The organism is Halorubrum sp. CSM-61 (assembly GCF_003781945.1).
Classification (GTDB): domain Archaea; phylum Halobacteriota; class Halobacteria; order Halobacteriales; family Haloferacaceae; genus Halorubrum.
Genome location: NZ_RJJW01000005.1, coordinates 92,904 through 116,434, shown reverse-complemented (window position 1 = coordinate 116,434; position 23,531 = coordinate 92,904). Strand labels below are relative to the sequence as shown.

General features: G+C 69.4%; 21 protein-coding genes and 2 tRNA genes. 12 read left to right on the top strand and 11 right to left on the bottom strand.

Going from position 1 to position 23,531, the window contains the following annotated elements; all coding sequences use genetic code 11:
- Positions 1–1,422 carry a nickel pincer cofactor biosynthesis protein LarC gene (larC, locus tag EDM04_RS10240; RefSeq protein WP_123621744.1) on the bottom strand — a complete coding sequence of 474 codons (1,422 nt, stop codon included), beginning with the start codon at positions 1,420–1,422 and terminating at the stop codon, positions 1–3.
- Positions 1,423–1,591: 169 nt separating this feature from the next.
- Between larC and EDM04_RS10235 the strand changes: the two genes are divergently transcribed.
- Positions 1,592–2,758, top strand: coding sequence for an inorganic phosphate transporter (locus tag EDM04_RS10235; RefSeq protein ID WP_123621742.1), 1,167 nt, complete (start codon positions 1,592–1,594; stop codon positions 2,756–2,758).
- A gap of 28 nt (positions 2,759–2,786) precedes the next feature.
- On the opposite strand, the gene EDM04_RS10230 is transcribed toward EDM04_RS10235, so the two are convergent.
- Positions 2,787–3,467 carry an undecaprenyl diphosphate synthase family protein gene (locus EDM04_RS10230; RefSeq protein ID WP_123621740.1) on the bottom strand — a complete coding sequence of 227 codons (681 nt, stop codon included), beginning with the start codon at positions 3,465–3,467 and terminating at the stop codon, positions 2,787–2,789.
- 158 nt (positions 3,468–3,625) lie between these two features.
- On the opposite strand from EDM04_RS10230, the gene EDM04_RS10225 reads away from it, so the two are divergent.
- The 5 genes from EDM04_RS10225 to EDM04_RS10205 all read left to right on the top strand — a co-directional run bounded on the left by EDM04_RS10225 (position 3,626) and on the right by EDM04_RS10205 (position 6,622).
- Positions 3,626–4,159, top strand: coding sequence for a hypothetical protein (locus EDM04_RS10225; protein ID WP_123621738.1), 534 nt, complete (start codon positions 3,626–3,628; stop codon positions 4,157–4,159).
- A gap of 26 nt (positions 4,160–4,185) precedes the next feature.
- A tRNA-Ser gene (locus EDM04_RS10220) sits at positions 4,186–4,269 on the top strand.
- Positions 4,270–4,587: 318 nt separating this feature from the next.
- The gene (sod, locus tag EDM04_RS10215) at positions 4,588–5,187 is read left to right on the top strand and encodes a superoxide dismutase (RefSeq protein WP_123621736.1); all 600 of its coding nucleotides are present in this window, start codon (positions 4,588–4,590) and stop codon (positions 5,185–5,187) included.
- 158 nt (positions 5,188–5,345) lie between these two features.
- Positions 5,346–5,693, top strand: coding sequence for a DUF5827 family protein (locus EDM04_RS10210; protein ID WP_123621734.1), 348 nt, complete (start codon positions 5,346–5,348; stop codon positions 5,691–5,693).
- A complete protein-coding gene (locus EDM04_RS10205) occupies positions 5,690–6,622 on the top strand; it encodes an ATPase (protein ID WP_123621733.1) in 933 nt (310 codons plus the stop codon). The genes EDM04_RS10210 and EDM04_RS10205 overlap by 4 nt, the downstream gene beginning before the upstream one ends.
- A 40-nt stretch (positions 6,623–6,662) precedes the next feature.
- Here EDM04_RS10205 and EDM04_RS10200 read toward each other — a convergent pair whose 3' ends face one another.
- The 3 genes from EDM04_RS10200 to EDM04_RS10190 form a co-directional block, all read right to left on the bottom strand.
- Positions 6,663–7,145 (bottom strand): hypothetical protein, encoded by a 483-nt coding sequence (locus tag EDM04_RS10200; protein ID WP_123621731.1) that lies wholly within the window; start codon positions 7,143–7,145, stop codon positions 6,663–6,665.
- 97 nt (positions 7,146–7,242) lie between these two features.
- Positions 7,243–7,590 carry a 4a-hydroxytetrahydrobiopterin dehydratase gene (locus tag EDM04_RS10195; protein ID WP_123621729.1) on the bottom strand — a complete coding sequence of 116 codons (348 nt, stop codon included), beginning with the start codon at positions 7,588–7,590 and terminating at the stop codon, positions 7,243–7,245.
- A gap of 117 nt (positions 7,591–7,707) precedes the next feature.
- Positions 7,708–7,782: transfer RNA gene (locus EDM04_RS10190), tRNA-Val, on the bottom strand.
- Positions 7,783–7,953: 171 nt separating this feature from the next.
- On the opposite strand from EDM04_RS10190, the gene EDM04_RS10185 reads away from it, so the two are divergent.
- Positions 7,954–9,369, top strand: a complete 1,416-nt coding sequence (locus EDM04_RS10185) for a short-chain fatty acid transporter (protein WP_123621727.1) — start codon at positions 7,954–7,956, stop codon at positions 9,367–9,369.
- Between the two features lie 106 nt (positions 9,370–9,475).
- A complete protein-coding gene (locus tag EDM04_RS10180; RefSeq protein ID WP_123621725.1) occupies positions 9,476–10,597 on the top strand; it encodes a Xaa-Pro peptidase family protein in 1,122 nt (373 codons plus the stop codon).
- 42 nt (positions 10,598–10,639) lie between these two features.
- Here the strand turns inward: EDM04_RS10180 and EDM04_RS10175 are convergent, their stop codons facing one another.
- On the bottom strand, positions 10,640–12,028 hold the full coding sequence (locus tag EDM04_RS10175) for an NAD(P)/FAD-dependent oxidoreductase (protein WP_123621723.1): 1,389 nt from the start codon (positions 12,026–12,028) through the stop codon (positions 10,640–10,642).
- A 192-nt stretch (positions 12,029–12,220) separates the two neighbouring features.
- On the opposite strand from EDM04_RS10175, the gene EDM04_RS10170 reads away from it, so the two are divergent.
- Complete coding sequence (locus EDM04_RS10170; protein ID WP_123621721.1) at positions 12,221–13,576, top strand: sodium-dependent transporter; 1,356 nt, start codon at positions 12,221–12,223, stop codon at positions 13,574–13,576.
- Between the two features lie 577 nt (positions 13,577–14,153).
- Here the strand turns inward: EDM04_RS10170 and EDM04_RS10165 are convergent.
- The 4 genes from EDM04_RS10165 to EDM04_RS10150 form a co-directional block, all read right to left on the bottom strand.
- Complete coding sequence (locus EDM04_RS10165; protein ID WP_123621719.1) at positions 14,154–14,993, bottom strand: glycerophosphodiester phosphodiesterase; 840 nt, start codon at positions 14,991–14,993, stop codon at positions 14,154–14,156.
- An 83-nt stretch (positions 14,994–15,076) separates the two neighbouring features.
- A complete protein-coding gene (locus EDM04_RS10160) occupies positions 15,077–15,742 on the bottom strand; it encodes a cytochrome c biogenesis protein CcdA (protein ID WP_123621717.1) in 666 nt (221 codons plus the stop codon).
- 88 nt (positions 15,743–15,830) lie between these two features.
- On the bottom strand, positions 15,831–16,376 hold the full coding sequence (locus EDM04_RS10155) for a TlpA disulfide reductase family protein (RefSeq protein WP_123621715.1): 546 nt from the start codon (positions 16,374–16,376) through the stop codon (positions 15,831–15,833).
- Positions 16,373–17,065 carry an SCO family protein gene (locus EDM04_RS10150; RefSeq protein ID WP_123621713.1) on the bottom strand — a complete coding sequence of 231 codons (693 nt, stop codon included), beginning with the start codon at positions 17,063–17,065 and terminating at the stop codon, positions 16,373–16,375. The genes EDM04_RS10155 and EDM04_RS10150 overlap by 4 nt, the downstream gene beginning before the upstream one ends.
- 198 nt (positions 17,066–17,263) lie before the next feature.
- Here EDM04_RS10150 and EDM04_RS10145 point away from each other — a divergent pair, with 198 nt between their 5' ends.
- The 3 genes from EDM04_RS10145 (at position 17,264) to EDM04_RS10135 (ending at position 22,154) form a co-directional block, all read left to right on the top strand.
- Complete coding sequence (locus EDM04_RS10145; protein WP_004046191.1) at positions 17,264–17,470, top strand: cold-shock protein; 207 nt, start codon at positions 17,264–17,266, stop codon at positions 17,468–17,470.
- 219 nt (positions 17,471–17,689) lie between these two features.
- Complete coding sequence (gene radB, locus EDM04_RS10140) at positions 17,690–18,397, top strand: DNA repair and recombination protein RadB (RefSeq protein ID WP_123621711.1); 708 nt, start codon at positions 17,690–17,692, stop codon at positions 18,395–18,397.
- A gap of 79 nt (positions 18,398–18,476) precedes the next feature.
- Positions 18,477–22,154, top strand: coding sequence for a S8 family serine peptidase (locus EDM04_RS10135; protein ID WP_123621709.1), 3,678 nt, complete (start codon positions 18,477–18,479; stop codon positions 22,152–22,154).
- Between the two features lie 105 nt (positions 22,155–22,259).
- Here EDM04_RS10135 and EDM04_RS10130 read toward each other — a convergent pair whose 3' ends face one another.
- A complete protein-coding gene (locus tag EDM04_RS10130) occupies positions 22,260–23,399 on the bottom strand; it encodes a CBS domain-containing protein (RefSeq protein ID WP_123621707.1) in 1,140 nt (379 codons plus the stop codon).
- Positions 23,400–23,531 lie beyond the last annotated feature (132 nt).

Sequence of the window (23,531 nt, the reverse complement as noted above, 5' to 3'; positions counted from 1 at the left end):
CTACTCCTCACCGAGCCTATCGCGCACATCTCGCTCAGCCCGGCGGAGCACGTCCCGAGTCGGCAGGCCGGTCGCCTCCGCGACCGCGGCGGCGTCGTCGTACTCGGCGCTCACGTCGTAGGCGTCGCCGTCGGCGGTCGAGGCGACCTTCACCGCCACCTCGTGCTCCTCCCCGTCGATCGACAGCACCGCCGTTTCGAACGCTCGCTCGGCGATCCACCGGTGGCTCGCGCCGGACTGGCGGACCCCGAGCGTCCCGGTCTCGCGGGCGAGCCGCTCCGCGACCGCCTCGGCGTCCTCGGGCTTGCAGATGACCTTCACGAGGTGACCCGGTCGCGACTTCTTCATCGTGGTCGGGACGATCGTCACGTCGCGCGCGCCGGCCTCCGTGAGCGTCTCCTGGAGTCCGCCGAGCACCTCGGGGGCGGCGTCGTCAAGGTTCGTTTCGAGGACCGCGATGTCGTCGTGGACGAGGGCATGGCCGTGGTCTTCGGTGCGTTCGGCCGCGTCGTCGTGTCCGTGAGCGTGGCCGTGAGCACCGTTCTCAGCCTCCGGATCGCGTCCCTCGCCGACCAGCGCCCGGAGCACGTTCGGGTGGTCCGGGAAGGTCGCGTCGCCGGCCCCATAACCGGCGGCGTCGATAGCGAGGTCGGGGATCGCGTCGACGCCCTCGGCGACCGCGGCGAGGATCGCGGCGCCCGTGGGCGTGAGCAGCTCGCGGTCGACAGGCCCGCCGACCACCGAGAAGTCGGCGCCGGCCGCGATCTCGGTCGTCGCCGGCGCGGGGACCGGGTAGACGCCGTGGCTCATCTCGACCTCGCCGCCGCCGGTCGCGACCGGGGTGGTCACGACTCGGTCGGGGTCGAGGTCGTCGACCAGCAGCGCCGCGCCGACCACGTCGGCGATCGCGTCGTCGGCGCCGACCTCGTGGAAGTGCGTCTCGTCGAGGTCGGTGCCGTGGACCGACGCTTCCGCGCGGCCGAGGCGTTCGAAGGCGTCGAGCGCGACCGACTCGACGGACTCGGGGAGACCCATCGACTCGACGAGCGCGACGACCTCGAGGTAGGTGCGGTGGACGCCGGCCCCCTCGGCGTGTTCGGGGTCGTCGTGAGTGTGGGCGCGCTCGGAGCCGTCGTGAGTGTGGCCGTGTTCGGGGTCGTCGTGGGAGTGTTCGTGCGAGTGGCCCTCCCCGTCGCCATCGCCGCCGTCACTGCTTCCGCCGCTGCCGTCGTCGCCGTCGAGGAGCACGTCGACGGTCGTCGCTCGGATCCCGTTTTTCGTCGTCTCGCCCACCTCGTACCGGACCGGGAGCCGGTCGGCCACGGGCGCGAGGGCGTCGGGATCGGCGCCGGCCGCGATCAGCGCGGCGCAGATCATGTCGCCGGCGGCACCGGTCCGACCGTCGAAGACGAGCGTTCGCATGCCTGACCGGAGGCCGCCGCGGGACAAATACCTCCGGTATCCGCCTCGCCGGCGACGCGCTCGGGTCGGATCTCCGAGCGATCGCCCCGCAGCCACTCGGTCTCGGTCGCTTCTGTCGGGACGCGGAAACCTGTTCGCTTAACCCGCCGTGTGTCGTTGTAACGAGTATATGGTTGAGGCCTTACTTCTCGTCGGGTTCGTGGTCGCGGCGTTCGTCGGATACAACATCGGCGGCGCGACGACCGGGCCGGCGTTCGGGCCGGCGGTCGGCGCGGACGTGATATCGAAGTCGGGCGCCGCGGCGCTAATGTCGGTGTTCTTCTTCATCGGCGCGGGGACGCTGGGACAGCGCGTCGTGACGACGCTCGGCGAGGACCTGGTCACCGGAGGCAACGTGTTCACGCTGGAGACGAGCATCGTGGTTCTCTTTTTCATCGGCGGCGCGCTGTTCGTGGGCAACTTCGCCGGCGTCCCGGCGTCGACGTCGATGACGGCGGTCGGCGCCATCGCCGGGCTCGGGCTGGCGACGGGCACCCTCGACCGGGCCGTGATGGGCGAGATCGCCATCTGGTGGCTCGTCGCGCCGATCATCGGATTCTGGGTCTCGGGCGTCGTCGGGCGGTACTTCTACCCCGCGATAGACAGCTGGGTGGCGATCGAGAGCACCGAGGGCGCGCTGTTCGAGTTCGACCGGTCGGGGATCGTCCCGAAGCCGGTCCCGGGGCCGAACACGACGCGCCGCGAGCTGATCGGCGGCTTCGTCGTCATCGCGATCGGCTGTCTGATGGCCTTCTCCTCGGGCACGTCGAACATCGCGAACGCGATCGCGCCGCTCGTCGCGCTCGACAACGTCGAGATGACGCCGATGATCCTCCTCGGAAGCGCCTCCGTCGCGGTCGGGGCGTTCACGATCGCGCGCCGGACGCTCGACACGCTCGGCAACGACATCACCGACCTCCCGCTGACCGCGGCGATCGTCGTCGCCTGCGTCTCTTCCGGGATCGTCATCAGCCTCTCGGCGGTGGGGATCCCGGCGTCGTTCGTCATCATCGCGACGATGTCGATCGTCGGCCTCGGGTGGGGACGCGCGACCCGAACCGTGACGGTCAAACAGGGGATCCGCGGCGAGAAGGAGCCGAAAGTGTCCGTGGGCGCGCTGAAAGCGGACGAGACGGGGCCGATCGGCGAGGGAGACCCGTCGGACATCCCCTCCGCGTCGGACCTGTTCAACCCGACCACGAGCGCACGCGTCGTGCTGATGCAGAACGTCGTCCCGATCCTCTCGACGGTCGGGGCGCTCGTGACGTTCACGCTCCTGTTCCGGTTCGTCTGGTGAAGTTCCGGACGTCTCCCTTCCCGCCCGCCTACCGCCCGAACCGCCGTTGTCGGTCCTGGAAGTCGAGCACCGCCCGGAGGTAGTCTCGCTTCCTGAAGTCCCGCCAGTTCACGTCGGTGAAGTAGAGCTCGGCGTACACCGACTGCCAGATGGCGAAGTCCGAGAGCCGCTCGGCGCCGGTCTTGATCACGAGGTCGGGCTCCTCGGGGAACACCAGCCGGTCCGAGACGTCGGCGGCGTCGATCGACGCCGGATCGAGGTCGCCGGCGTCCACGTCGGCCGCGATCTCCCGGACCGCGGCCGCGAACTCGGCCTTCCCGCCGAGCCCGACGGTGATCCGGATCGGCGCGTCGTCCGGTCGCTCGCCGCGCGCGTTCTGTCCCGGGTCGCTTCCGGTACCGCTTTCCGAGCCGACCGCTCCCCCGTCGAGCGCCGCGTCCTCCGGTCCTCGGACGACGAACCGCCGAGGGGCGTCGACCTGACGGAGTTCGCGGACGAGCGTCGGGACGACGGCCTCGTCGAGCACGGACACCGAGACGGTGACGCGCTCTGCACCGTACTCGACGGCCCACCCGAGCGCCGCCGAGAGGGTGTCGAACGCGCCGTCGGCGAGGAGGTCGCGCTCGGTGATGACGATCGCGACGTGTTCCGGCGGGTCGCCGTCGTGGAGACGGTGGCGAACGGCGAGATACGTGTCGTACAGGCCCACGTGGGATGGTGCCACCGCGGGGTATAAAAGATCACGTCACCCGGAACGGCGCGACTCTCGTAGGGGGAACGTCGATCGCAGTACTCGGGTGAGTCACAGCCGGGATGGTCGCGCCCGCCGACGAGGGGTTTAATTCTCCCTCGGCCGTAGCGGCGTCGATGGCAGACAGCTACCGCGGGGTGTTCGGCGCGATCCCCTACGCGATCCGCGAGACGGAGTCGTGGACCATGCGCGTGTACGGCGTGATCGGGGCGCTCGCGGCCGGGCTGATCGCGACGGTGGTGACCCTCGCGCTCGTCGTCTGGATGGCCGAGACCGCGGAGGTACAGGGCGGGACGTTCCTGTTCTCCCGGTCGCTGTACGTGATCGCCGGGTTCGCCGCGGTCGCGCCGCTGCTCGCGCCCCTGCTGTTCGTCGCCCGGCGGCACCGTCGCGGCGATCCCGTGAAGCCGGGGTACGACCGGAAACTGGCGTACGGCGGATTCCTGTTCCTCGTCTCGCTGTACGTCGGGATGGTCGTCTCCGCGCCGGCGGAGCTCCGCGAGCCGACCGAGTCGGCCGTCGTCGTCGCCCTCTACGGGCTCCCGCAGATCGCCGGCGTCGCGCCGCCGATCCTCGCCGCGCTCGTCGTGTTCGCGATCCACTACCGGCTTCGGGGGAGCGACGGATCGGCCGACACCGACACCCCTTAGTCACACGCCCCCGACGGACCGGGTGCGGTGGGATGGCAGAGCGGCCCATTGCGCCGGTCTTGAAAACCGGTAGCCTCACGGCTTCCTGGGTTCGAATCCCAGTCCCACCGTCAGCGCGCGGCGCACTCCGCGCCGCGCGCGTCTCGTGCGGGATTCGAATCAGAGAGCGACCGATCGGGAGCGACCGTGGTTCGAATCCCAGTCCCACCGTCAGCGCGCGGGAGTCAGAGAAACTTCTTTCAGTTACATTGAAACGAGGCGGATACCGATCGGCTCACTCCCATTCGATCTCGACTCAGCCTGAACCGCGAGTCCAGCGCTCCCGATCCGCGACATTCGACGCCGGCCGAGTCTAATGACGCGTGGTACCGTGTACCGCATTATCTTTAACAGGTTTCCGAGCCATGTTGCTGACAGGTGATACAACGATGAGCTACGAACTCGATCCGTTACCGTACGAGTACGACGCGCTGGAGCCGCACCTTTCCGAGCAGGTGCTGGAATGGCATCACGACACGCACCATCAGGGGTACGTGAACGGGTGGAACTCGGCCGAGGAGACGCTCGAAGAGAACCGCGAGTCGGGCGACTTCTCGTCGTCCGGTGGAGCGATACGGAACGTGACCCACAACTCGTCGGGGCACATCCTCCACGACCTGTTCTGGCAGAACATGGGCCCGGAGGGCGGCGCTGAGCCCGAGGGCGCGCTGGCGGACCGGATCGAGGAGGACTTCGGCTCGTACGACGCCTGGAAGGGCGAGTTCGAGGCGGCGGCGTCCGAGGCCAGTGGCTGGGCGCTTCTCGTGTACGACACGTTCTCGAACCGGCTTCGCAACGTCGTGGTCGACAAACACGACCAGGGCGCGATCTGGGGCGGTCACCCAATCTTAGCGCTGGACGTGTGGGAGCACTCCTACTACCACGACTACGGCCCGGCCCGCGGCGAGTTCGTCGACAACTTCTTCGAGGTCGTCGACTGGGACGAGCCCTCGACCCGCTACGAGCAGGCCGTCGAACTCTTCGAGTAACGTTCCACTCGAACGCGCCGCGACGCGCGTCGAAATCCCGAATTTTTTCGCACCCCGATCGCAGAGCGTCGGCGTCGTCGCTTGGTGAGAGAGGCACGGGGCGACTCGGTGCCGCCCGTATCGGCAGCGTTTACGGACGTGACGCCGTAGCGACCCCCATGCCTCAGCCCAAGTCGGCGTTCGACGCGACCTACCCGTGTGACTTCTACGAGCCCGCGGAGCTGTTCGAGCCGGACCAAATGTACACAGTCCCCGAGATCGCTCGGCTCCTGCAGGAGCTAGAGCCGGACGCCGAGATCGACCCCGACACCGAGGCCGTGCTGATCGACTGGGCGATCCCGTGGGTGATGACCCACGCCGAGGACCTCGTGATCGCGGAGCCGCTGGAAGAGGACGGCCCGGGCTACTACGGGGTCGCGCCCCACGCGGTCGAGGGTGAAGCGGGAGAAGACGAAGCGGGAGAGGGCGAAGAGACCGGAGACGCCGACCCCCAAGACGGAGCGTGAGCCGAGAGCGCTCCGACGCGCCGGTGGTCCTCGTCGCCGGCGGCGCCCGCGTCGACGCCGGGAAGACGACGTTCTCGACCGGGCTGGTGGCGAGCCTCGCCGCCCGCGCCGACGACGCGGTCGGCGTCAAGCCCCGCGCCGGCAACGACTACTGGTACGACCACGACGACTACCGGATCGCGAGCGACGCGGGCCGGCTCTACGGGAAGGACGCGAGGCGCCTCGCGGCCGCGAGCACGCGACCGCTTCCGAGCATCGGCGATCGGGGGCGGGGCGGAGACGGCCCCGAGGCGAGCACTCCCGAGGCGATCACGCCGGAGTCGATCAACCCCGTCCACCGGCTCTGGCGGCCGACCCCCGGTCGGACCGGTATGTTGGGCGACGCGGACCGGACGTTCCTCTGCGATCGGGTGACGACCGAGGACGGCTCCCGGTTCGTCGTCAACGGAGCGGCCGAGGCGGCGGGACTGCTCCCCGACAGTCTCGCCGACCGACTCCCGCTCGCGGAGGCGACCCGCGTCGACGACGTGGCGGCGTTCAACGACGTGATGGCGGCCGACTACCTCCCGGCGTTCGACCGGGTCGCGGCGCGGGTCGCGGCAGCGTCGGTGCCGGTCGTCGTCGAGTCGTACGCGGACATCGCCGGGCCGCTTCCGCGGGACGGCCCGGTCGAGCCCGACGCGGCGGCGGTCGTCGAACCCGGCCGCGCGCGGATCTACGCCGGCGACCGCTACGCGAAGGCGCGCGCGGTGGCCTCGGGGAGCCCGCGCGAGGGGACGATGGAGGAGCACACCGGAACCGTGACCGAGATGATCGAACCGCTGGCGACCGTGGATCTCCCGGCCCTCTCGGGCGACGAACGCGGCGATCCGGAGCGCGTCGCGGAGCGCTACGGCGCCGCCTACGAGACGCTTCTCGACGCGGTTTAGGGGAAAATCGACAACTGGAAGAGAAGAACCGGCGGCGCGCTCAGGCGTTCCGCTTCGTGTAGTGCTCGATCGCGGACTCGATCGAGGAGAGCTCGGCGTTCACCCGGTCGTCGGCGACGCGCATGAAGCCGGGAGTGTACGACTCGGAGTAGTCGAAGATGGCGTTGACAGCGCGCTTCGGGGCGGAGACGGCCGCGAAGTCGGTGACCGTGTACACGCGCGTCGTCGGGAACGCGGTCCAGAACGTGCTGGAGACCCAGCGGTCCTCGTCCTCGAAGGTCGTCCCGACCCGACCGGTGGCGAGGTACTCGTCGTCGTGGTAGAAGAGGAGGAGGTCGCCCTCCTCCATCCGCTCGAACGTCGAGCCGTTTCCGCTGTCGTCGTCGACGGCCCACAGACGGGTCTCGTCGAGGTCGTCGAGGGGGTCCGGGCGGTCGTCGTACTCGGTGAGGTCGACCGCGGACCGGACCGTTCGATCGAAGTTCTCCGGGTCGATCGGGACCAGGAAGACGTTCGCGCTCATTATCCCCATTTCCGTCGGGAGGGGTTTAAAGCCGTTCGTTACCTCGTCGGCCCCTCCGAGACCGCTCGACGGGAGTCCGGTTTCGACTGCCCCCGGCTCAATCGTCGTACCCGTCGTAGATGCGGTCCATCCGCGCGGCCATCACGAAGTCTGACTCGTGGAGCCCGCCGATCTCGTGGCTCCACATCTCGACGCCGACCTCTCCCCACGAGAGGTGGATGTCGGGGTGGTGCCACTCCTCCTCGGCGAGCTCGCCGATCTCGTTCGTGAACGCCAGCGCGTCCGCGAAGTCGCCGAACTCGTAGGTCGCTTCGAGGTGGTGGTCGTCGACGACCTCCCACTCCGAGCCGAGGTCGGCGAGGTACCGGTCGTACTCGTCGTCCGTCAGCGGGTCGGCGTCCTCGTCGGCCGGCTCGACCGGCTCGTCGGCGAGCGATGGTGACATACCGCACCGTTGGGGGACGAGCGGCTTGTAGCTTGCGCGGGTCGGCTCCGGAGAACGAACGCCTCACGACGATCGACGCGAATATCGACGACTAACGAATTCAGTCTGAAACAGAAGTGGGTTGGGGCAGATTTGAACTGCCGGCCTCCTCCATGTCAAGGAGGTGTCATAACCGGACTAGACTACCAACCCGCAGGGGCTTACTGACGCATCTCCTCGTATCCCGGGGATACAATTGAACCTTTCGAAACGAATGCGTTTTCGCGTTCCCGTCGCCCGAATCCGCGAACGCGCACCCGCGATCAGGCGGATCGAACGCTACCATGCCAACGTTTATCATAAATGGTGATGATATCCGGCCCGATGGCAACCAAATCGACTGACGCGACCGCGGTAGAACGTCTCGGTGACGGTCTCGCCGGGGTCGTGGAACGATTCATGCCCAGCCCGTTCCTCTTCGCGATCATTCTCACGTACGTCGCGTACGTGGCGGCGATCGTCGTCGAGGGGACCGGCGTGTTCGAGACGGTCGGGTTCTGGTACGACGGGTTCTGGCTCTTCCTGACGTTCGCGATGCAGATGGTGCTCATCCTGATGACCGGGTTCGTGGTGGCGTATCACCCGCGCGTCAACGGCGCGCTCAGGTCGCTCACCCGACTGCCGAGCGACGGGAAACAGGCCGTCGTGCTCGTCGGCTTCGTCGCGATGGCGCTCGCGTGGGTCCACTGGGGATTCAGTCTCATCATCGGCGCTATCTTCGCCCGCGAGATGGGAAAGACCGCCCACGAGAACGGGATCGACGTCCACTACCCCATCTTGTGCGTGGCCGGCTACATGGGGCTCGGGCTCACGTGGCACTGGGGGCTCTCCGGCTCCGCGCCGCTGCTCATCGCGACCCCGGGCAACGAGTTCATCGAGCTCGGCGTGCTCGACGGCGTCGTCCCCACCTCGGCCACCGTCTTCAGCGCCTACGGGCTGGCGCTCACCGCGCTGTCCATCCTGTTCGCGTCGCTCATGCTGTACCTGCTCGCGCCGACCGGCGACCGCGCGCAGGGGATCACCGAGTACGTCGCCGAGGAACGCCTCTTCGATTCCGCCGAGGCGGACGGCGGCATCGACGATCCCCGCGCCGAGCCCAGCGGTTCGCCGACGCCCGCGGAGCGGATCGACAACAGCCGCCTCCTCGGCGGTCTCATCGCGCTGACCGGCGTCGCCTACGTCGGGTACCTCTTCGCCACGCAGGGGCTCGACGCGCTGACGCTGAACGTCGTCAACTTCGGCTTCCTGTTCGTCGGGCTGCTCGTCTACACCCGGCCCGCCCTGTACCGCGAGAAGTTCGGCGAGGCCGCGGAGGCCGCCGCGGGGATCATTCTCCTGTTCCCCTTCTTCGCCGGGATCCAGGGGATCATGAACTTCTCCGGGCTCTCGGAGACGATCGCCGAGGGGCTCTTCGCGGTCTCGACGCCGGAGACGTTCCCCGTGATCGCGTGGATCACCGCCTCGATCGTCAACCTGTTCGTCCCGTCCGGCGGCGGCGAGTGGATCGTCCTCGGTCCCTCCGTGCTGGAGGCCGCGGGGAACCTCGGCGTCCCCGCCGGGCAGGCGACGATGGCGTACGCCGTCGGCGACGCCCACACGAACCTGTTGAACCCGTTCTGGGCGCTGCCGCTGCTCGCGATCACCGGGATCAAGGCGCGGGAGATGTTCGGCTACGCGATCGCGATGCTGCTGTTGTTGACGCCGTTCCTCGCGGTCGTGCTGTACGCGCTGCCGTACTGAGTCGGGCGCTGACCCGCGCGCCGGCCGACGCCACCGGCGCGCCGGTCCGCAAGCCGACCGTCGCCGCTTTCGACCCCTTTTAGTCCCGCACCGGCTACCGTCCGGCATGGTCGATCTCGCCGCCCGTACCGAGAGGCTCGACGCGTACCTCGACGAGCGCGGGCTCGAAGCGGTCTGGTTCGCCAAGCCGAACGGGTTCGCGTGGCTCACCGGCGGCGACAACGTCGTCGACGCCGACGCCGACCTCGGGGTCGCCGCCGCCGGCTACGACGGCGAGCTCCGGGTGATCACCGACGACATCGAGGCGAATCGGCTCGCCGACGAGGAGCTCCCCGAGGCCGTCGCCGTCGAGTCGTTCCCGTGGCACGCGAGCTCGCTGGCCGAGGCCGTCGCGGAGCGCTCGCCCGCGCCCGCGGCCGCCGACTTCGACGCGCCGGGCTTCGAGCGCGTCGACGGGAGCCGCCTCCGCCAGCCGCTCACCGACGACGACGTCGAGCGCTACCGCGAGCTCGGCCGCGAGACGGCCGCCGCCCTCGAAACGGTCTGCCGCAACCTCGAACCGGAGGACCCGGAGTACGAGGTCGCCGCCGGCATCGACATCTCCCTCGCGTCTCGCGACGTCGACACCCCGGTCGTGCTCGTCGGCGGCGCGGAGCGCGCGCAGCGGTACCGCCACTACACCCCGAGCGACGCGACGCTCGGCGACTACGCGCTCGTGTCGGTCACCGCCGAGCGCGCCGGGCTGTACGCCTCGCTCACCCGCACCGTCGCGTTCGACGCCCCCGAATGGCTGGAGGACCGTCACCGCGCGGCCGCCCGCGTGGAGGCGACCGCGCTCGCGGCGACCGAGGCCGCCGCGGCCGGAGACCTCACCGACTCGGACGACCCGGACACCGCCGGCGACGTGTTCGACGCGATCCGCGAGGCGTACGACGCCGTCGGCTTCGCGGAGGAGTGGCGCGAACACCACCAAGGCGGCGCGGCGGGCTTCGCGGGCCGCGAGTGGATCGCGACCCCCGAGAGCGACGAGCCGGTCCGGTGGCCGATGGCCTACGCGTGGAACCCCACCGTACGGGGGGCCAAAAGCGAGGACACCCACCTCGTCGCGCCCGACCGGACCGAGACGCTAACGAAGACAGGCCAGTGGCCGACACACGAGGTCGAGCCGGTCGACGTCGACAGGATCGCGACCGACCCGCGGGAGCTGACCGCGCCGGTCATTCGGTAGCCGGGCCGAGCGACCGCGGAAAGCGACTGCGCCTGCGCCGCGTCAGTAGACGTACTCGCTCTCGTCGATACCGACGTAGTCCTTCTTCACGCGGCGCTTGTTCCACTTGTAGCCGAGCAGCAGCTTCACCGACTCCCAGCCGGAGCGGTACGGCTGCGAGAGGAGCCCGCCGCTCGCGTCGGCCGCGAGCATCGCGTCGGCCGCGCCGATGATTCGGTTCCAGTCGTCGGGGTCGTAGTCGGCGACCATGTCGGCCATCGTCACGTTCCGGACGATCTCGTCGCCGATCGCCTCCTTCCACCGCCGGTTGTAGGGGGCCATGTCGCCCGCGGCGGCGAGCTCGCCCGCGATCGCGCCGGTGCGGACCGCGACGTGGTCGCCGCCCTCGTGGAAGGCGGAGGTGGTCCCCATCGCGCCGCCGGCGACCGCGATCCCGGCCTCGGTCGGCGAGTCGATGGGGCGCGTCGAGGAGATCGGGTACGTCTCGGTGCCGTTCCGCTTGCCCGCGTCCTCGACGAGCGGGAAGTCATCCTCGACGTCGTACTCGTCGCCGTACTGCCACTCCAGGAGGCGGCGGACGTACTCGCCGCCCTGCGGGATCGACTCGTCGTCGGCGTCGAGCAACGCGTACGCGTCGCGATCGAACTCGTCGATGTCGAGTCCGATCGGCATCGTGAGCCCGATCCGGCAGACGCGGTCGGCGTTCGGGAAGATCCACGGGTACGCGGTCTCGCCGGGCATCACGCCCCACCAGAAGACGATGGCGTCGTTCACCTCCTCGTACACCTCCTCGGGAACGCGGCGGTACTCCTGGTACGCGATGTGGTTGGCCGTCCGGGAGGCGAGCCGGTCGGAGGCGGCCGCGTCCGCGGGGAGGTACTCGTCGAGCACCTTGTTCGTCACCGTGCGCTGGGGGCCGTCCGCGAGCACGACGAACTCCGCGCCGACCGTCTCGCCGGAGGCGAGTTCGACGCGGTGTCGAGGGTCGTCGCTCCCGGGTGAGACGTCGGGGTCGGTGTCGACGCCGCGGACCGACACGCCGGCGCGGTACTCGGCGCCGGCGTCCTCGGCGCGGTCGCGGAGCCAGTCGTCGAAGCGCGCGCGGTGGAAGGTGTAGCCGAACTCGTCGTACGAGGAGTCGATCCCGGTGCTCGTGAGCGTCGCCGACTCGTCCGGGCCGCGGAACTCCGCGCGGTTCAGTTCGCGCTGGACCACCCCGTCGTCGAACTCGTCGGGGTGGATCCCCATGATGTCGACCCAGTAGTCGAGGATGCCCGCGGCGTCGGTCGAGTCCGGACCGAGCCGGTCGCGGTCGGCGCGGGGAACCCCCTTTTCGAGCACGAGCGCGTCGGCGCCGCCGGTCGCGGCCGCGTGCGCTGCGGAGGACCCGGCCGGACCGCCACCCACGATCGCGACGTCTACGCGTTCCATATCCCGTGAGGTCGCCGTCCGGCTATTAAATTCACGGTCCCCGACGGGGGTCGAACGCGGCTTCATCTCGACACGCCACGCCGGACCGTCTCCGCTACCGATCGGTGACCGATTGATCATGTTTGATGATCGCGGTTAGAGCGGCGGAGAGACACGCTTTTAGGCGGTCCGAGGTTTCGATCCTGCACACCAATGGCACGCGAGACATGGGCGACACGGGCGGGGTTCATCCTCGCCGCGGTCGGCAGCGCGGTCGGGTTAGGGAACATCTGGCGGTTCCCCTTCATCACCGGACAGGAGGGAGGCGGCGCGTTCCTCTTCGTCTACCTGCTCTTCGTCGCGCTGATCGGCTTCCCGGCGATCCTCGTCGAGTTCGTGATCGGGCGGTACACCAACCTCAACCCGGTCGGCGCGATACGGGAGCTCGGCAGCGGGGCGTGGCACTACCTCGGCTGGCTGTTCGTCGCCATCGGCTTCGTCATCCTCTCGTACTACAGCGTGGTCGCCGGCTGGTTCCTCCGATACACCCTGATCGGCGTCACCGACGGGTACGCGCTCGCGGGGCCGGAAGAGGCCGGACAGCTGTTCGGTACCGTCACCACCGGGATCGACTCCCTCCTCTTCCACGCCGTGTTCATGGCGCTCGTCATCGCGATCATCGCCGCCGGCGTGCGGAAGGGCATCGAGGTCGGCGTGAAGGTGATGGTGCCGGCGATCATCGTCCTGCTCCTCGGGCTCGCGGCGTACGCGTTCACCTTAGACGCGTCCGGGGCGGCGTACAGCTACTACCTCTCCCCCGACTTCGGCTACCTCGTCGCGAACTGGACGAGCATCCTGCCGGCCGCCGCCGGACAGGCCTTCTTCACCCTCTCGCTCGGGATGGGCGTGATGATCACCTACGCCTCCTACCTCGGCGAGGACCGCAACCTCGCGTCCGACGCCGGCGTGATCGTCGCGCTCGACACGCTCATCGCCGTGATCGTCGGCTTCGTCGTCTTCCCGTTCCTCTTCGCCGCCGGGATCGAGCCCGGCGGTCCCGGCGCCAGCGCGATCTTCGTGAGCCTCACGTCGGCGTTCTCCACCGTCCCCGGCGGTCGGATCCTCGGGATCGTGTTCTTCGCGATGGTCGGAATCGCGGCGCTCTCCTCTGCGATCAGCATCCTCGAAGTGCTCGTCTCGTACCTGATCGACGAGGTCGGCGTCGGGCGCGTCCCCGCCGCGATCGCCATCGGCGTCGCCGTCTTCCTGCTCGGCGTCCCGGTCACGGTCGACCTGATCTTCCTCGACCTGTACGACGGGCTCGCGGACGGGGTCCTGCTCGTGCTCGGCTCGCTGCTGCTCGCGCTGTTCGTCGGGTGGGTGATCCCCGACGTCGCCCGTGAGGAACTACAGAAGGGGATCGGCGACCTCGGCGGGCTCGGGACCGCGTGGATCTGGATCGTCCGGATCCCGATCGTGATCGTCGTCGTCGTCTCGCTGTACCTCGGGATCGTCGACTACGCCGACTTCCTCACCGGGAACTTCGCCGAGTGGCTGGCGGCGCGATAACAGCGCGACACTTCGGCTTTGTCGAAATCCTCATTCGGCGAGTGATTGCGGGAGTGAGTGTCTCAGATCGGTGGTGGCGAGACCGTATTTAAACGGACTGTGAGCGATAGCGGCGATTGCTTATAAAGAACTGTGCGGTGGCGCGCGCCTGCGAGCGGCCGCCGGGGGCGGCCGCGAGTCAGCGCGTGCGAGGGAGTCGGCTCGGCGCTTATAAGCGCCGAGCCGACGAGGCTGGGGAGGTGTGAGGCGCGGTGCTGTGCGGGGTGGGACTCAAAGGGGCAGCCGTGAGGGCAGCGCAGGCGACGCGAGCACCGCAGAGAGTGRGCAACGCGAACGACCGAGGAGCGCGGCGAGCGTGCGCTGCTCTCACGGCTGGGGCTTTGGAGSTCTTCACCGCAGAGTCTTCGATCGCTTATAAACAGCCGACAGCAACACCACTCGATCACTAATAAAGACCTAATAAACCAATCTGCGAGACTCACTCCCGCTATCGATCAAGAGGCCCCGTTCAGCGACCAGCCGTTTCAGGTGAACCATCTCCGAAGAAGTGACTTCAACAGCTCCGATTTCTCCGTTCTCACCGCGTTCCGACGGTCGAGTAGTCGGCGATCACGCCGTCGACGCCGGCCGCCGCGAGCCGATCGGTCTGGTGCCACGTCTCGACCGTCCAGGCGTTCACCGCGCGCCCCGCGTCGCGCGCGGCCGCGACCACGTCGACGTCGCCGAATCGCGACGCGTCGAAGAACGGGGTCCCCCGGACCGCGTCGATCGGGGGATGTACCGCAGTCGCGTCGTACCGTCGGGCGATCTCCAGCGCGTCCTCGACCGACTCCGAGCACAGCGGCGCCACCGGGACCGCGGACGCCTCCCGCGTCGCGGCGAGCGCGGCCTCGTGGAACGACGAGATCAGCAGGTCGTTCGCCCGCCCCTCGGCGACCTCCAGCACGCGCTCGACGAACGGGAGCCAGACCGCCTTCCGCTCCGCCAGCGCGTCCGGATCGAGCGCCTCGTCGGGCCGGAGCGCGGAGGGGGCTCGTCCCGGGTTCTTGAGTTCGACGTTCGCGCCGATCCCCGGCGGAATCGCGTCCAGCGCTTCCCCGAGGAGCGGCACGGTCTCCCCGCTGTCGAGGACCTCGGCGTCGGTGACGGTCGCGGTGTCGGTCTCCCGGACGACCCCGGTCGCGTCGGTGAGTCCGCGGTCGTCGGGGGCGCCGGGAGGGCCGCCGCGTCCGGAGAGCGCCGCGTCGTGGAACACGACCGGGTCGCCGTCGGCGGTGGGCATCGCGTCGATCTCGATCCGGTCGGTCGCCTCGACAGCCGACGCAGACTCGATCGCGCCGACGGTGTTCTCGGGGTTCTCGCCGGCGAACCCGCGGTGGGCGAACAGGAGCGGCTCGCCGTCGGTGGGACGGGTCACGGTGTGCCGTCGAGTCCGGTGCGCTCGGTCATCGCTCGCCGACTCGGAGCCCCGGAGTAAATACCCGTCGGCGCGGGGGCGACTCAGTACACGACCAGCGAGAGGTACAGCTGTCCGACTCCCGCGACGACCATCACCGCGCCCGCGATCCGCTTCAGCAGGCCGGCGTGGGTCATCACCCGGTTGGCGTTGCTGACGAGCCCGACCCCCGTCGCGACGGTCGTCGCGGCCATCAGCACCGCGACGACGCCGGCGTACACCGAGAGAACGAGGATCGCGGCGTCGCTCGGAAGCGCGATCGCGCGGGCGACCACGGCGAGGAAGATGGGCGCGACGCAGCCGGCGCCCGCGAGCGCGTACCCCGCACCGAACAGCCCGAACCCGAACACGCTCGACCGTCGTTTCGGCAGCGAGACGGACAGGGAGGGCGCCCGCCCGAAGACGACGAGCAGTCCGAAGACGACGAGCAGTCCGCCGACGAGCGTCTCGAAGACGCCGATGTTCGACAGCGTCGACTGCCCGACGCGGACCGTCGCGCCCGCGAGCAGCGCGAACGTCGTCAGCACGCCGATCGCGGCCGCGATCCCCCGGACTCCGGCCCCGGTCACCGACGCCTCGTCCGCGTCGACCGAGTTCACGTAGAAGCCGACGTAGCCCGGCAACAGCGGGTACGCGCACGGAGAGAAGAACGTCGCGACCCCCGCGGTCACGGCGAACGGGACGTTGGTCGCGAGCGAGACGTCGGTCATCGGTCGACTCGCCGCGTCACCAGTCGATCGGTTCGCCGCGTCACCAGTCGATCGGTTCGCCGCGTCACCAGTCGATCGGTTCGCCGCCTCATCGGTCGATGGCCCTCTCGATGCCGGCGACGAACTCCTCCGTGGTGTGGGTCCCGGAGGTGGCCCAGCGGACGCGTCCGGTCGCGTCGACGGCGCGCGCGCTCGGGTAGCCGCCGACGTTGAGCCGGGCCGCGAGCTCGGCGGTCGCGTCGGCCGCCACCAGCCAGTCGCCGTCGTTCTCGCGCCACCAGTCGGCGACCGTCTCCTCGCTGACCGAGCCGCCGACGTCTTCCGTCGTCACCGAGACGAACAGGGCCTCGTCGCCGAGCCGGTCGTGCGCCTCGACGAGATCGGGCATCTGCTCGACGCAGGGGTCACACCACGTCGCGAAGAAGTCGACGAACGTCGGCCGATCAGGGGCGGGAAGGGTCACCTCGCCGTCGCGGCTTCCGGGGGCGTCGACCGTGTCGAGCGTCACTGGCTCGACCGGCTCGGGAGCGTCCCCGCCGCCGAGCGCGGCGGGCACGTTTCCCGTCGCCACGGCCCCGGCACCGCCCAGCGCCCCGCCGCTCGCCAGCCCGGCCAGCAGATGTCGGCGCCTCACGCGGTGACCACCCGCTCGAAGTCGTTCACCAACTGTTCGATGTCCGTCCGCGACCCCCTCGGGTACGCGCGCTCGACGATCCCCCCCTTGTTGACGAGCAGGATGAGGCCGTAGTGCGGGAACGCGTACTCCAGGTTCTCGTACTGCTCCCCGTCGGTCTTCTCGATCTCCAACCCGAAGTGCTCGTCGTGTAACTCCTGACCGGCCTCGTAGCTCTCGGGGCGGAGGAAGTGCCAGTTGCCGGCGTCCAGATTCACGCCCTGCTGACCGGCGTACTCGCGAAGGACCTCGGCCGTGTCGCGCTCGGGATCGAACGTGAGCGGGAGGAACGCCGCCTCGTCGCCGAACCCCTGCTCTGTGGCGTACTCCTGTGCGCGACGGAGCCGGAGGATCAGCGCCGGGCAGACGCCGTCGGGACAGCTCGTGTAGAAGGAGGTCCACAGCACGGCTCGATCGCCTTCGAAGTCGGAGACGGAGACCTCCTCACCCGCGATCGGATCGGGAACGGTGAAGTCGGGCATCTCGTCGCCGTGGATCGGGTGGACCGGGTCACCGCGGGTCTGTTCCGGTGGCCCGAGGATCGTCCCATCGTCGGAGCCGCCGAGGACACCGGCACAGCCGGCCGTGGCGGTCGTTCCGGCGGCGGCGCCGGTGGCGGCGAGCGAGCGGAGGAAGTGGCGGCGGTCCATGTGTATGCGCGTACCTACGTGGACGCTCGTAAATGAACCTCGCGGCTGATTGCATGCGCTGAGTACGGGCGGGGCCGCGGAATACGGTCCGCTAAGCGGTTCGGGCCCCCATATCTCTCGGATTGCAGCGATCGCAACGGTCATGGTACCGTGACCCTCGCAAGGGTTATCCCCGAACGGGCAGTACGTTTGTTTGCAATGGCAAACGGTAAGGTTGACTTCTTCAACGACACTGGCGGCTACGGTTTCATCTCGACTGACGACGGCGACCTCGACGACGACGAAGACGTGTTCTTCCACATGGAAGACGTCGGCGGCCCGGACCTCGAGGAGGGTCAGGAAGTGGAATTCGACATCGAATCGTCCCCCAAGGGACCGCGCGCGACGAACCTGACGCGCAACTAACCCTCAAGTCGCGGACGGCGCGTCCGCACGCAACACCGGATCTCGGCTGTCGCTCGACGTGATCGACGCCATCTCCGTTTCTTTCACACTTATAATACTCCGACGAGCGGCGGCGCTCTCGCCCGCGGACGACGTCGGCATTCCCCGCGAGCGACGCGTATCGACCGGTCCGAGCTGCGATCGACCGTTTAAATACGAACGCGAGCGAACCACCAGCTAGTGAGCGATTCGATCCCGACCGGCTGTCGGCCGGTCGACGACCTGTTGGGCGGCGGGTTCGAGCGCGGGGTCGTCACGCAAGTGTACGGCCCGCCCGCGGCCGGCAAGACGAACCTCGCGCTCGCCGCGGCCGTCGAGGTCGCCGCCGGCGGCGACCGCGCCCTCTACATCGACACCGAAGGGCTCTCCATCGACCGGTTCGAGCAGATGGCCGCGGGGCGGGCCGGCCGTTCCGAGTCCGACGAGACGGTCGAGGAGATCGCCTCGCGGCTGGTGATCTCCGAGGCGTACGACTTCGACGACCAGCGCGAGGCCGTCCGCGACGCCGAGGAGCTCGCCGAGGAGGTGGAGCTGATCGTGTTGGACTCCGCGACCGGCTTCTACCGTCTTGAGCGCGCGGGCGACACCGAGGGCGGGCAGTCGCTCCGGAAGGTCGCCAAACAGGTGACCCACCTCCTCTCTTTGGCCCGCAGACACGACGTCGCCGTCGTCATCACGAACCAGGTGTTCACCGACCCCGACAGCGACCGAGACCGCGCGCTCGGCGGCAACACCCTCAATCACTGGACCGGCGCGATCCTTCGCGTCGACCGGTTCCGCGGCGGGAACCGCCGGGCGACGCTCGAGAAGCACCGCTCGAAGCCCGCGGGCGACACCGCAACGTTCCGGATCGTCGCCGACGGGCTCGCCGAGGGTTCGGACGCGTAAGCGCCCGACGGGGCGCGAGAGTATCAGCGGTGACACGCGGGGCGGGGGAGTTATCCGCGTCGCGCCGACGTAACCGGTAGTGAGCGATACGTCGCATTTTTCATATGTAAATGCGGTAGCGATCACTCTCGCGGCGTGCCTGCTCATCGCGGCCGTCGCGCCGGGGGTGGTCGCGGGCGGCTTCGCCGTTGACGGTGCCGGATCGGGTGACACGGAAGCGGTCGCTTCCGTCGGGGACGAACCCGTGCCGACCGGCCCCGCCGCGGTCGGTTCCGGCTTCGCCCCGGAGAGCGACGCCGTTCCGCCCGGCCTCCGCTCGGCGAACGGTACCGTCGAGATCGTGGTCCGGTTCGCGGACGACGCGGGTCCCGGGTCCGGCGGCGGAGGCGGCGGAGATGGCGGAGGCGTCGGACCGGAGAGTTCGAGGGGCTCGGCGACGTCCTCCGCGAACGACCTCAAGACGAACGCCGCGAACGCGCAGGCCGGCTTCGAGGCGTTCGCCGAGCGGAAGCCCGGCGTCACGGTCGAGCGGAGATTCTGGCTCGCGAACGCGATGCTCGTCACGGTCGACACCGAGAGCGTTGCGGCGCAGCGACTCCTCGACGTGCGGGGCGTCGATCGCGTCCACGAGAACTTCCGGGTCGAACTCGACTCGGCGGCCGCGGGGGGCGCCGACACCGCGCTCGCCGGTGCGACGCCGACTCCCACGCCGAAGAGCGTCTCTACCGCCTCGACCGACGCGACCTACGGCGTCGAGATGGTTCGCGCGCCCGAAGTCTGGGAGACGTTCGGAACCCGCGGGGACGGGGCGACGGTCGCGGTGATCGATACGGGAATCGACCCCGACCACCCGGACCTGAACGTGAGCGGGTGGGCGGAGTACGACGCCGAGGGGAACCTGGTGAGCGACGACGTGTCCGACGCGTCGGACGGGGACGGGCACGGAACTCACGTCGCCGGCACCGTGGCGGGCGGAAACGCGAGCGGGACCGCGATCGGCGTCGCGCCGACCGCGTCGCTCCACGGGATCAAGGTGTTCGACGACGACAGGACAAACGCGACGTTCGCCCGGGTCATCGCGGGAATGGAACACGCGACGCAGGATTCCGACGTCGACGTGCTTCAGATGAGCCTCGGTGCGGACGGGTATTACGCGGATTTCGTCGAGCCGGTTCGGAACGCCCGCGGCGCCGGGAAGATCGTCGTCGTGTCCTCGGGGAACAGCGGCCACGGAACGTCGAGCTCGCCCGGTAACGTCTACGACTCCCTCGCGGTCGGCGCGGTTGACGACGGCCGTGGCGTCGCCGACTTCTCCAGCGGAGAGACGATCGACACGTCGAACGCGTGGGGGAGCGACGCCCCCGCAGATTGGCCCGACGAGTACGTGGTCCCGGACGTGTCCGCGCCGGGCGTGAACGTGTACTCGTCGGTCCCTGGCGGCGGGTACGACGGCACGTACTCGGGCACCTCCATGGCCGCCCCGCACGTCTCCGGCGTCGCCGCGCTGATGCTCTCGGCGAGCGCGCGGGACCTCTCCGACGACGAGCTGTACGACGCGCTCCGTGACACAGCGAACCACCCCGACGACGCCACCGAGCCGGACGACCGCTACGGAACCGGCGTCGTCGACGGCTACGCGGCGGTCGAAAGGGTGACCGAGGACCGCTCGAACCTCACGGTGACCGCGTTCGACGCGCCGGACGAGACCGCGCCGGGAGCCACGGTCGAGGCGACGGCGACGGTCAACAACACCGGCGAGGACCCCGGATCGGGGACGGTCGAGTACCGGTTCAACGGGAGCGACGGCGACGAGGCGAACGTCTCGCTCCGGCCCGGCGAGGAGACGACCGTCTCGTTCTCGTACGTCGTGCCCGCGGACACGGAGACCGGTCGGACCTACGACCACGGCGCGTACACCGACGACTCGAATCTGACGAGCGAGATATCGGTGGTCGACGGGCCGTTCTACGAGGTGACGAACCCCACCGCGCCGTCGATCGTCGAGCGCAACGCGACGCTCGACGCGGCCGCGAACGTGACGAATCACGGCGGCACCGCGGGAGACAACCGCACCGTCGAACTCCGACTCGCGGACCCCGAAAACGCGAGCGACGTGCGCGTGCTGAACGCGGCGAACGTCTCGCTCGGGGCCGGAAACGCGACGACCCTGTCGCTTTCCGGAACCGTTCCCGACGACCTGACGACCGGATCGACGACGCTCGCGGTCGCCACGCCGGACGACGACGAGGCGGCGTCGATCCGGGTCGCCGAGGCGGTCGGAACGGTCGACGGGACCGTCACGGACGCGGAAACGGCGGCGGCGCTTCCGGGGATCGACGTGGTCGTCCGGAACGGCACCGAGGTCGTCGGCGAGACGGCGACCGGGGCGGACGGAACCTACGCGGTCGACGTGCCGGCCGCCGACCTGACCGTCACCGGGAGCAACGCGACCTACGCCCCGGCGACCGCGAGCGCGACGCTGGGCGGGTCGGGCGACACGGCGACAGTGAACCTCTCGCTCGCGCTGCGGAACGGGACGCTCTCGGGGGTCGTGGGCGCGACCGACGCGCTCGACGCCCCCGGCAACGCGACCGTCACCGTGGCGAACGCGACCGGCGATCGGGTCGCGACGGTCGACGCGAACTCGGACGGCGCCTACGAAGCGGCGCTCCGACCCGGGACCTACGACGTGACGGCGGACGCGCCGGACTTCGATCCGACGACGGTGAGCGACGTCGAGATCGGTCCGAACGCGACGACCGACCTGACTCTCGCCCTCGACCCGAAGCCCGCGACGCTGTCGGGAACCGTCACCGCGGACGCGACCGGCGACCCGGTCGACGGGGCGACGGTGACCGTCGGATCGCGATCGGACGCGACCGGCGCCGACGGCGACTACTCGCTTACGCTCCCGCGGGGCGAATACGACGCCACGGCCTCCGCAGACGGGTACGCGGACGCGAGCGAGACGCTCTCGCTCCCGGCCAACGGGAGCGTCGACGTCGACTTCGCGCTGTCGCTGCCGCCCGCGTTCACCGTCACCGACCTCTCCGGACCGACCGAGATCGAGCGGGGGACGACCGGCGACTTCTCGGCGACGGTCCGGAACGACGGCGGCGCCGCCGGCGGCGTGACGGTGACGTTCGCCGACACGGCGACCGGGGTCCGGCACTCGGCGACGTACTCCGGCGTCGATCCGGGGGAGACGCGCACCGCGACGTTCACGGTCTCCGTCGACGACGACACCGCGACCGGGGAGTACGCCGCGACCGGCTCGACGCCGGACGGTTCGCGGACCGTCTCGTTCGAAGTCGTGGAGGGCGAGAGCGACGAGACGACGAGTAGCCCGTCGCCGTCTCCATCTCCGTCCCCGTCTCCACCTCCATCCGACGATGGTTCCTCCGACGCTGACGAGGAACCGCCCGGAGATGACTCCGAAAACGAGACCGACGGCGGAGGTGACGACACGATCGACGAGCCCGAAAACGGCACCGACGACGAGCCGATCCAAGACGACCCCGTCGAGGAACCGTCCGACGGGGAAGGGGAGACCGACGGGAGCGACGACGACACCGACGGCACGGATGCGGGAGACGCAGCGGACGGCGACACGGGCGGAGGCGGCGGAGCGGACGACGGCGACACGGAGGACGGCGGACCCGAGGACGAAACGCCCGGATTCGGCGCCCTCGCCGCCGTCCTCGCGCTGGTCACGCTCGCGATGCTGGGGCGGCGGCTCGGCGGAGACCGATCGTAGCGGCTTCGAGGACGGGGCGCGCGGTCCGCGGGCGGAGGGCGAAAAAGCGAGAGTCGCATACGGAGTCGGTCGAAACGTCGACGGCGGACGACCGGGCGAGTCGCGTTACAGCTCGCCGAGCTTGCGGAGGAGCTGACCCCGGTACTCCTCGTCGGCGTTGACGCCCTTGATCTCTAAGACGTTGCGCTCCAGCTTGTCGAGCGCGACGTGGAAGGCGTGCTCGGCGCCGTACCCCTCGCCGGAGCCGCCGACCTGCCCCTCGTTGGTGCGGAGGCGGATCTGACACTGGATCAGGGGGGTGCCGCGGAGCTTCTCCTTGTGGGCGTGGAGCCGGACGTGCGCGTGGATGACGTGCATGTCCGCGTACTTGTTCGCGACCTGCTCGATGGACTCGACGATGTGCTCGCGGGAGGTCGTGTCCAGCAGCTCGACGTTGGTGATCTGCACGTCCATCGAGTCCTGCTCGGTGAACGTGAGCGCGCGCAACACGTCGGTCTTCGTCACCATGCCGGCGACGGTGTCGGCGCCGTTCGGCGTGACGACCAGCCCGGAGACGTCGTTGTCGAACATGCGCTGCACGACGGCCTCCGCGGTCTCGTCGGCGGTCGCGGTGACGACGGGGCTCGACATGATGTCGTAGACGGGGATGTCGAGCATCCGGTCGATGTCGCCCGCGCGGTCGCCGCTGCCCTGCCGCTCTTGGTCGCGGACGACGAACTCGACGATGTCGTTGGTGGTGACGACGCCGACGAGCTGGCCGTCCTCGTCGAGCGCGGGGAGCCGAGAGATCCCGTTCTCGCGGAGGCGGTTGATCGCGCTCCCGACGCTGTCCTTCTCGTTGATCCCGATCACGTCCTCGGTCGCGATCTGGCCGACGGTGATCGCGTCGAGGCTGTCGAGGACGGCCTCGAGGATCTGGTCGACCGTGACGATCCCGTAGAGCTTCTCGCCCTCGTAGACGGGCGCGATCTTCACGTCGCCCTCGACGAGGAGGCGAGCGGTCTCGCGGAGGTCCTCGTGGCGGTCGACCGACGGGGCCGACTTCATCACGGCCGACACCTTGGTGTCGTCCTCCATCCGGGAGCGCATGAGCTGTTTCTCGCCCACGACGCCCGCGTACTCGCCGTCCTCCGTGACGACGATCCCCTTCGGATTCTCGCGCTCGAAGATGGACCGGACCTTGGCGAGTCGTTCGCTGACGTCGACCTCGACGTACTCCGGCTCCGCGATATCAACAATATTCATGGTCCAATCCGAGGGTTGGACGCGCCGGGTATTGAAAGTGCGGGAGGCGTGTCCGTCGGTGAGATCGGCTCCTGTGGCCGGCCGTACCCGACACATTTCCGTCCAATCGACGATCCGAGGGCGTCGAGCCCG

Bases quoted from the DNA above. Each gene is read 5' to 3' on its own strand.
- larC (WP_123621744.1), bottom strand. From the start codon at position 1,422: ATGCGAACGCTCGTCTTCGACGGTCGGACCGGTGCCGCCGGCGACATG.
- EDM04_RS10235 (WP_123621742.1), top strand. From the start codon at position 1,592: ATGGTTGAGGCCTTACTTCTCGTCGGGTTCGTGGTCGCGGCGTTCGTC.
- EDM04_RS10225 (WP_123621738.1), top strand. From the start codon at position 3,626: ATGGCAGACAGCTACCGCGGGGTGTTCGGCGCGATCCCCTACGCGATC.
- sod (WP_123621736.1), top strand. From the start codon at position 4,588: ATGAGCTACGAACTCGATCCGTTACCGTACGAGTACGACGCGCTGGAG.
- EDM04_RS10210 (WP_123621734.1), top strand. From the start codon at position 5,346: ATGCCTCAGCCCAAGTCGGCGTTCGACGCGACCTACCCGTGTGACTTC.
- EDM04_RS10200 (WP_123621731.1), bottom strand. From the start codon at position 7,145: ATGAGCGCGAACGTCTTCCTGGTCCCGATCGACCCGGAGAACTTCGAT.
- EDM04_RS10195 (WP_123621729.1), bottom strand. From the start codon at position 7,590: ATGTCACCATCGCTCGCCGACGAGCCGGTCGAGCCGGCCGACGAGGAC.
- EDM04_RS10185 (WP_123621727.1), top strand. From the start codon at position 7,954: ATGGCAACCAAATCGACTGACGCGACCGCGGTAGAACGTCTCGGTGAC.
- EDM04_RS10180 (WP_123621725.1), top strand. From the start codon at position 9,476: ATGGTCGATCTCGCCGCCCGTACCGAGAGGCTCGACGCGTACCTCGAC.
- EDM04_RS10175 (WP_123621723.1), bottom strand. From the start codon at position 12,028: ATGGAACGCGTAGACGTCGCGATCGTGGGTGGCGGTCCGGCCGGGTCC.
- EDM04_RS10170 (WP_123621721.1), top strand. From the start codon at position 12,221: ATGGCACGCGAGACATGGGCGACACGGGCGGGGTTCATCCTCGCCGCG.
- EDM04_RS10160 (WP_123621717.1), bottom strand. From the start codon at position 15,742: ATGACCGACGTCTCGCTCGCGACCAACGTCCCGTTCGCCGTGACCGCG.
- EDM04_RS10150 (WP_123621713.1), bottom strand. From the start codon at position 17,065: ATGGACCGCCGCCACTTCCTCCGCTCGCTCGCCGCCACCGGCGCCGCC.
- EDM04_RS10145 (WP_004046191.1), top strand. From the start codon at position 17,264: ATGGCAAACGGTAAGGTTGACTTCTTCAACGACACTGGCGGCTACGGT.
- EDM04_RS10130 (WP_123621707.1), bottom strand. From the start codon at position 23,399: ATGAATATTGTTGATATCGCGGAGCCGGAGTACGTCGAGGTCGACGTC.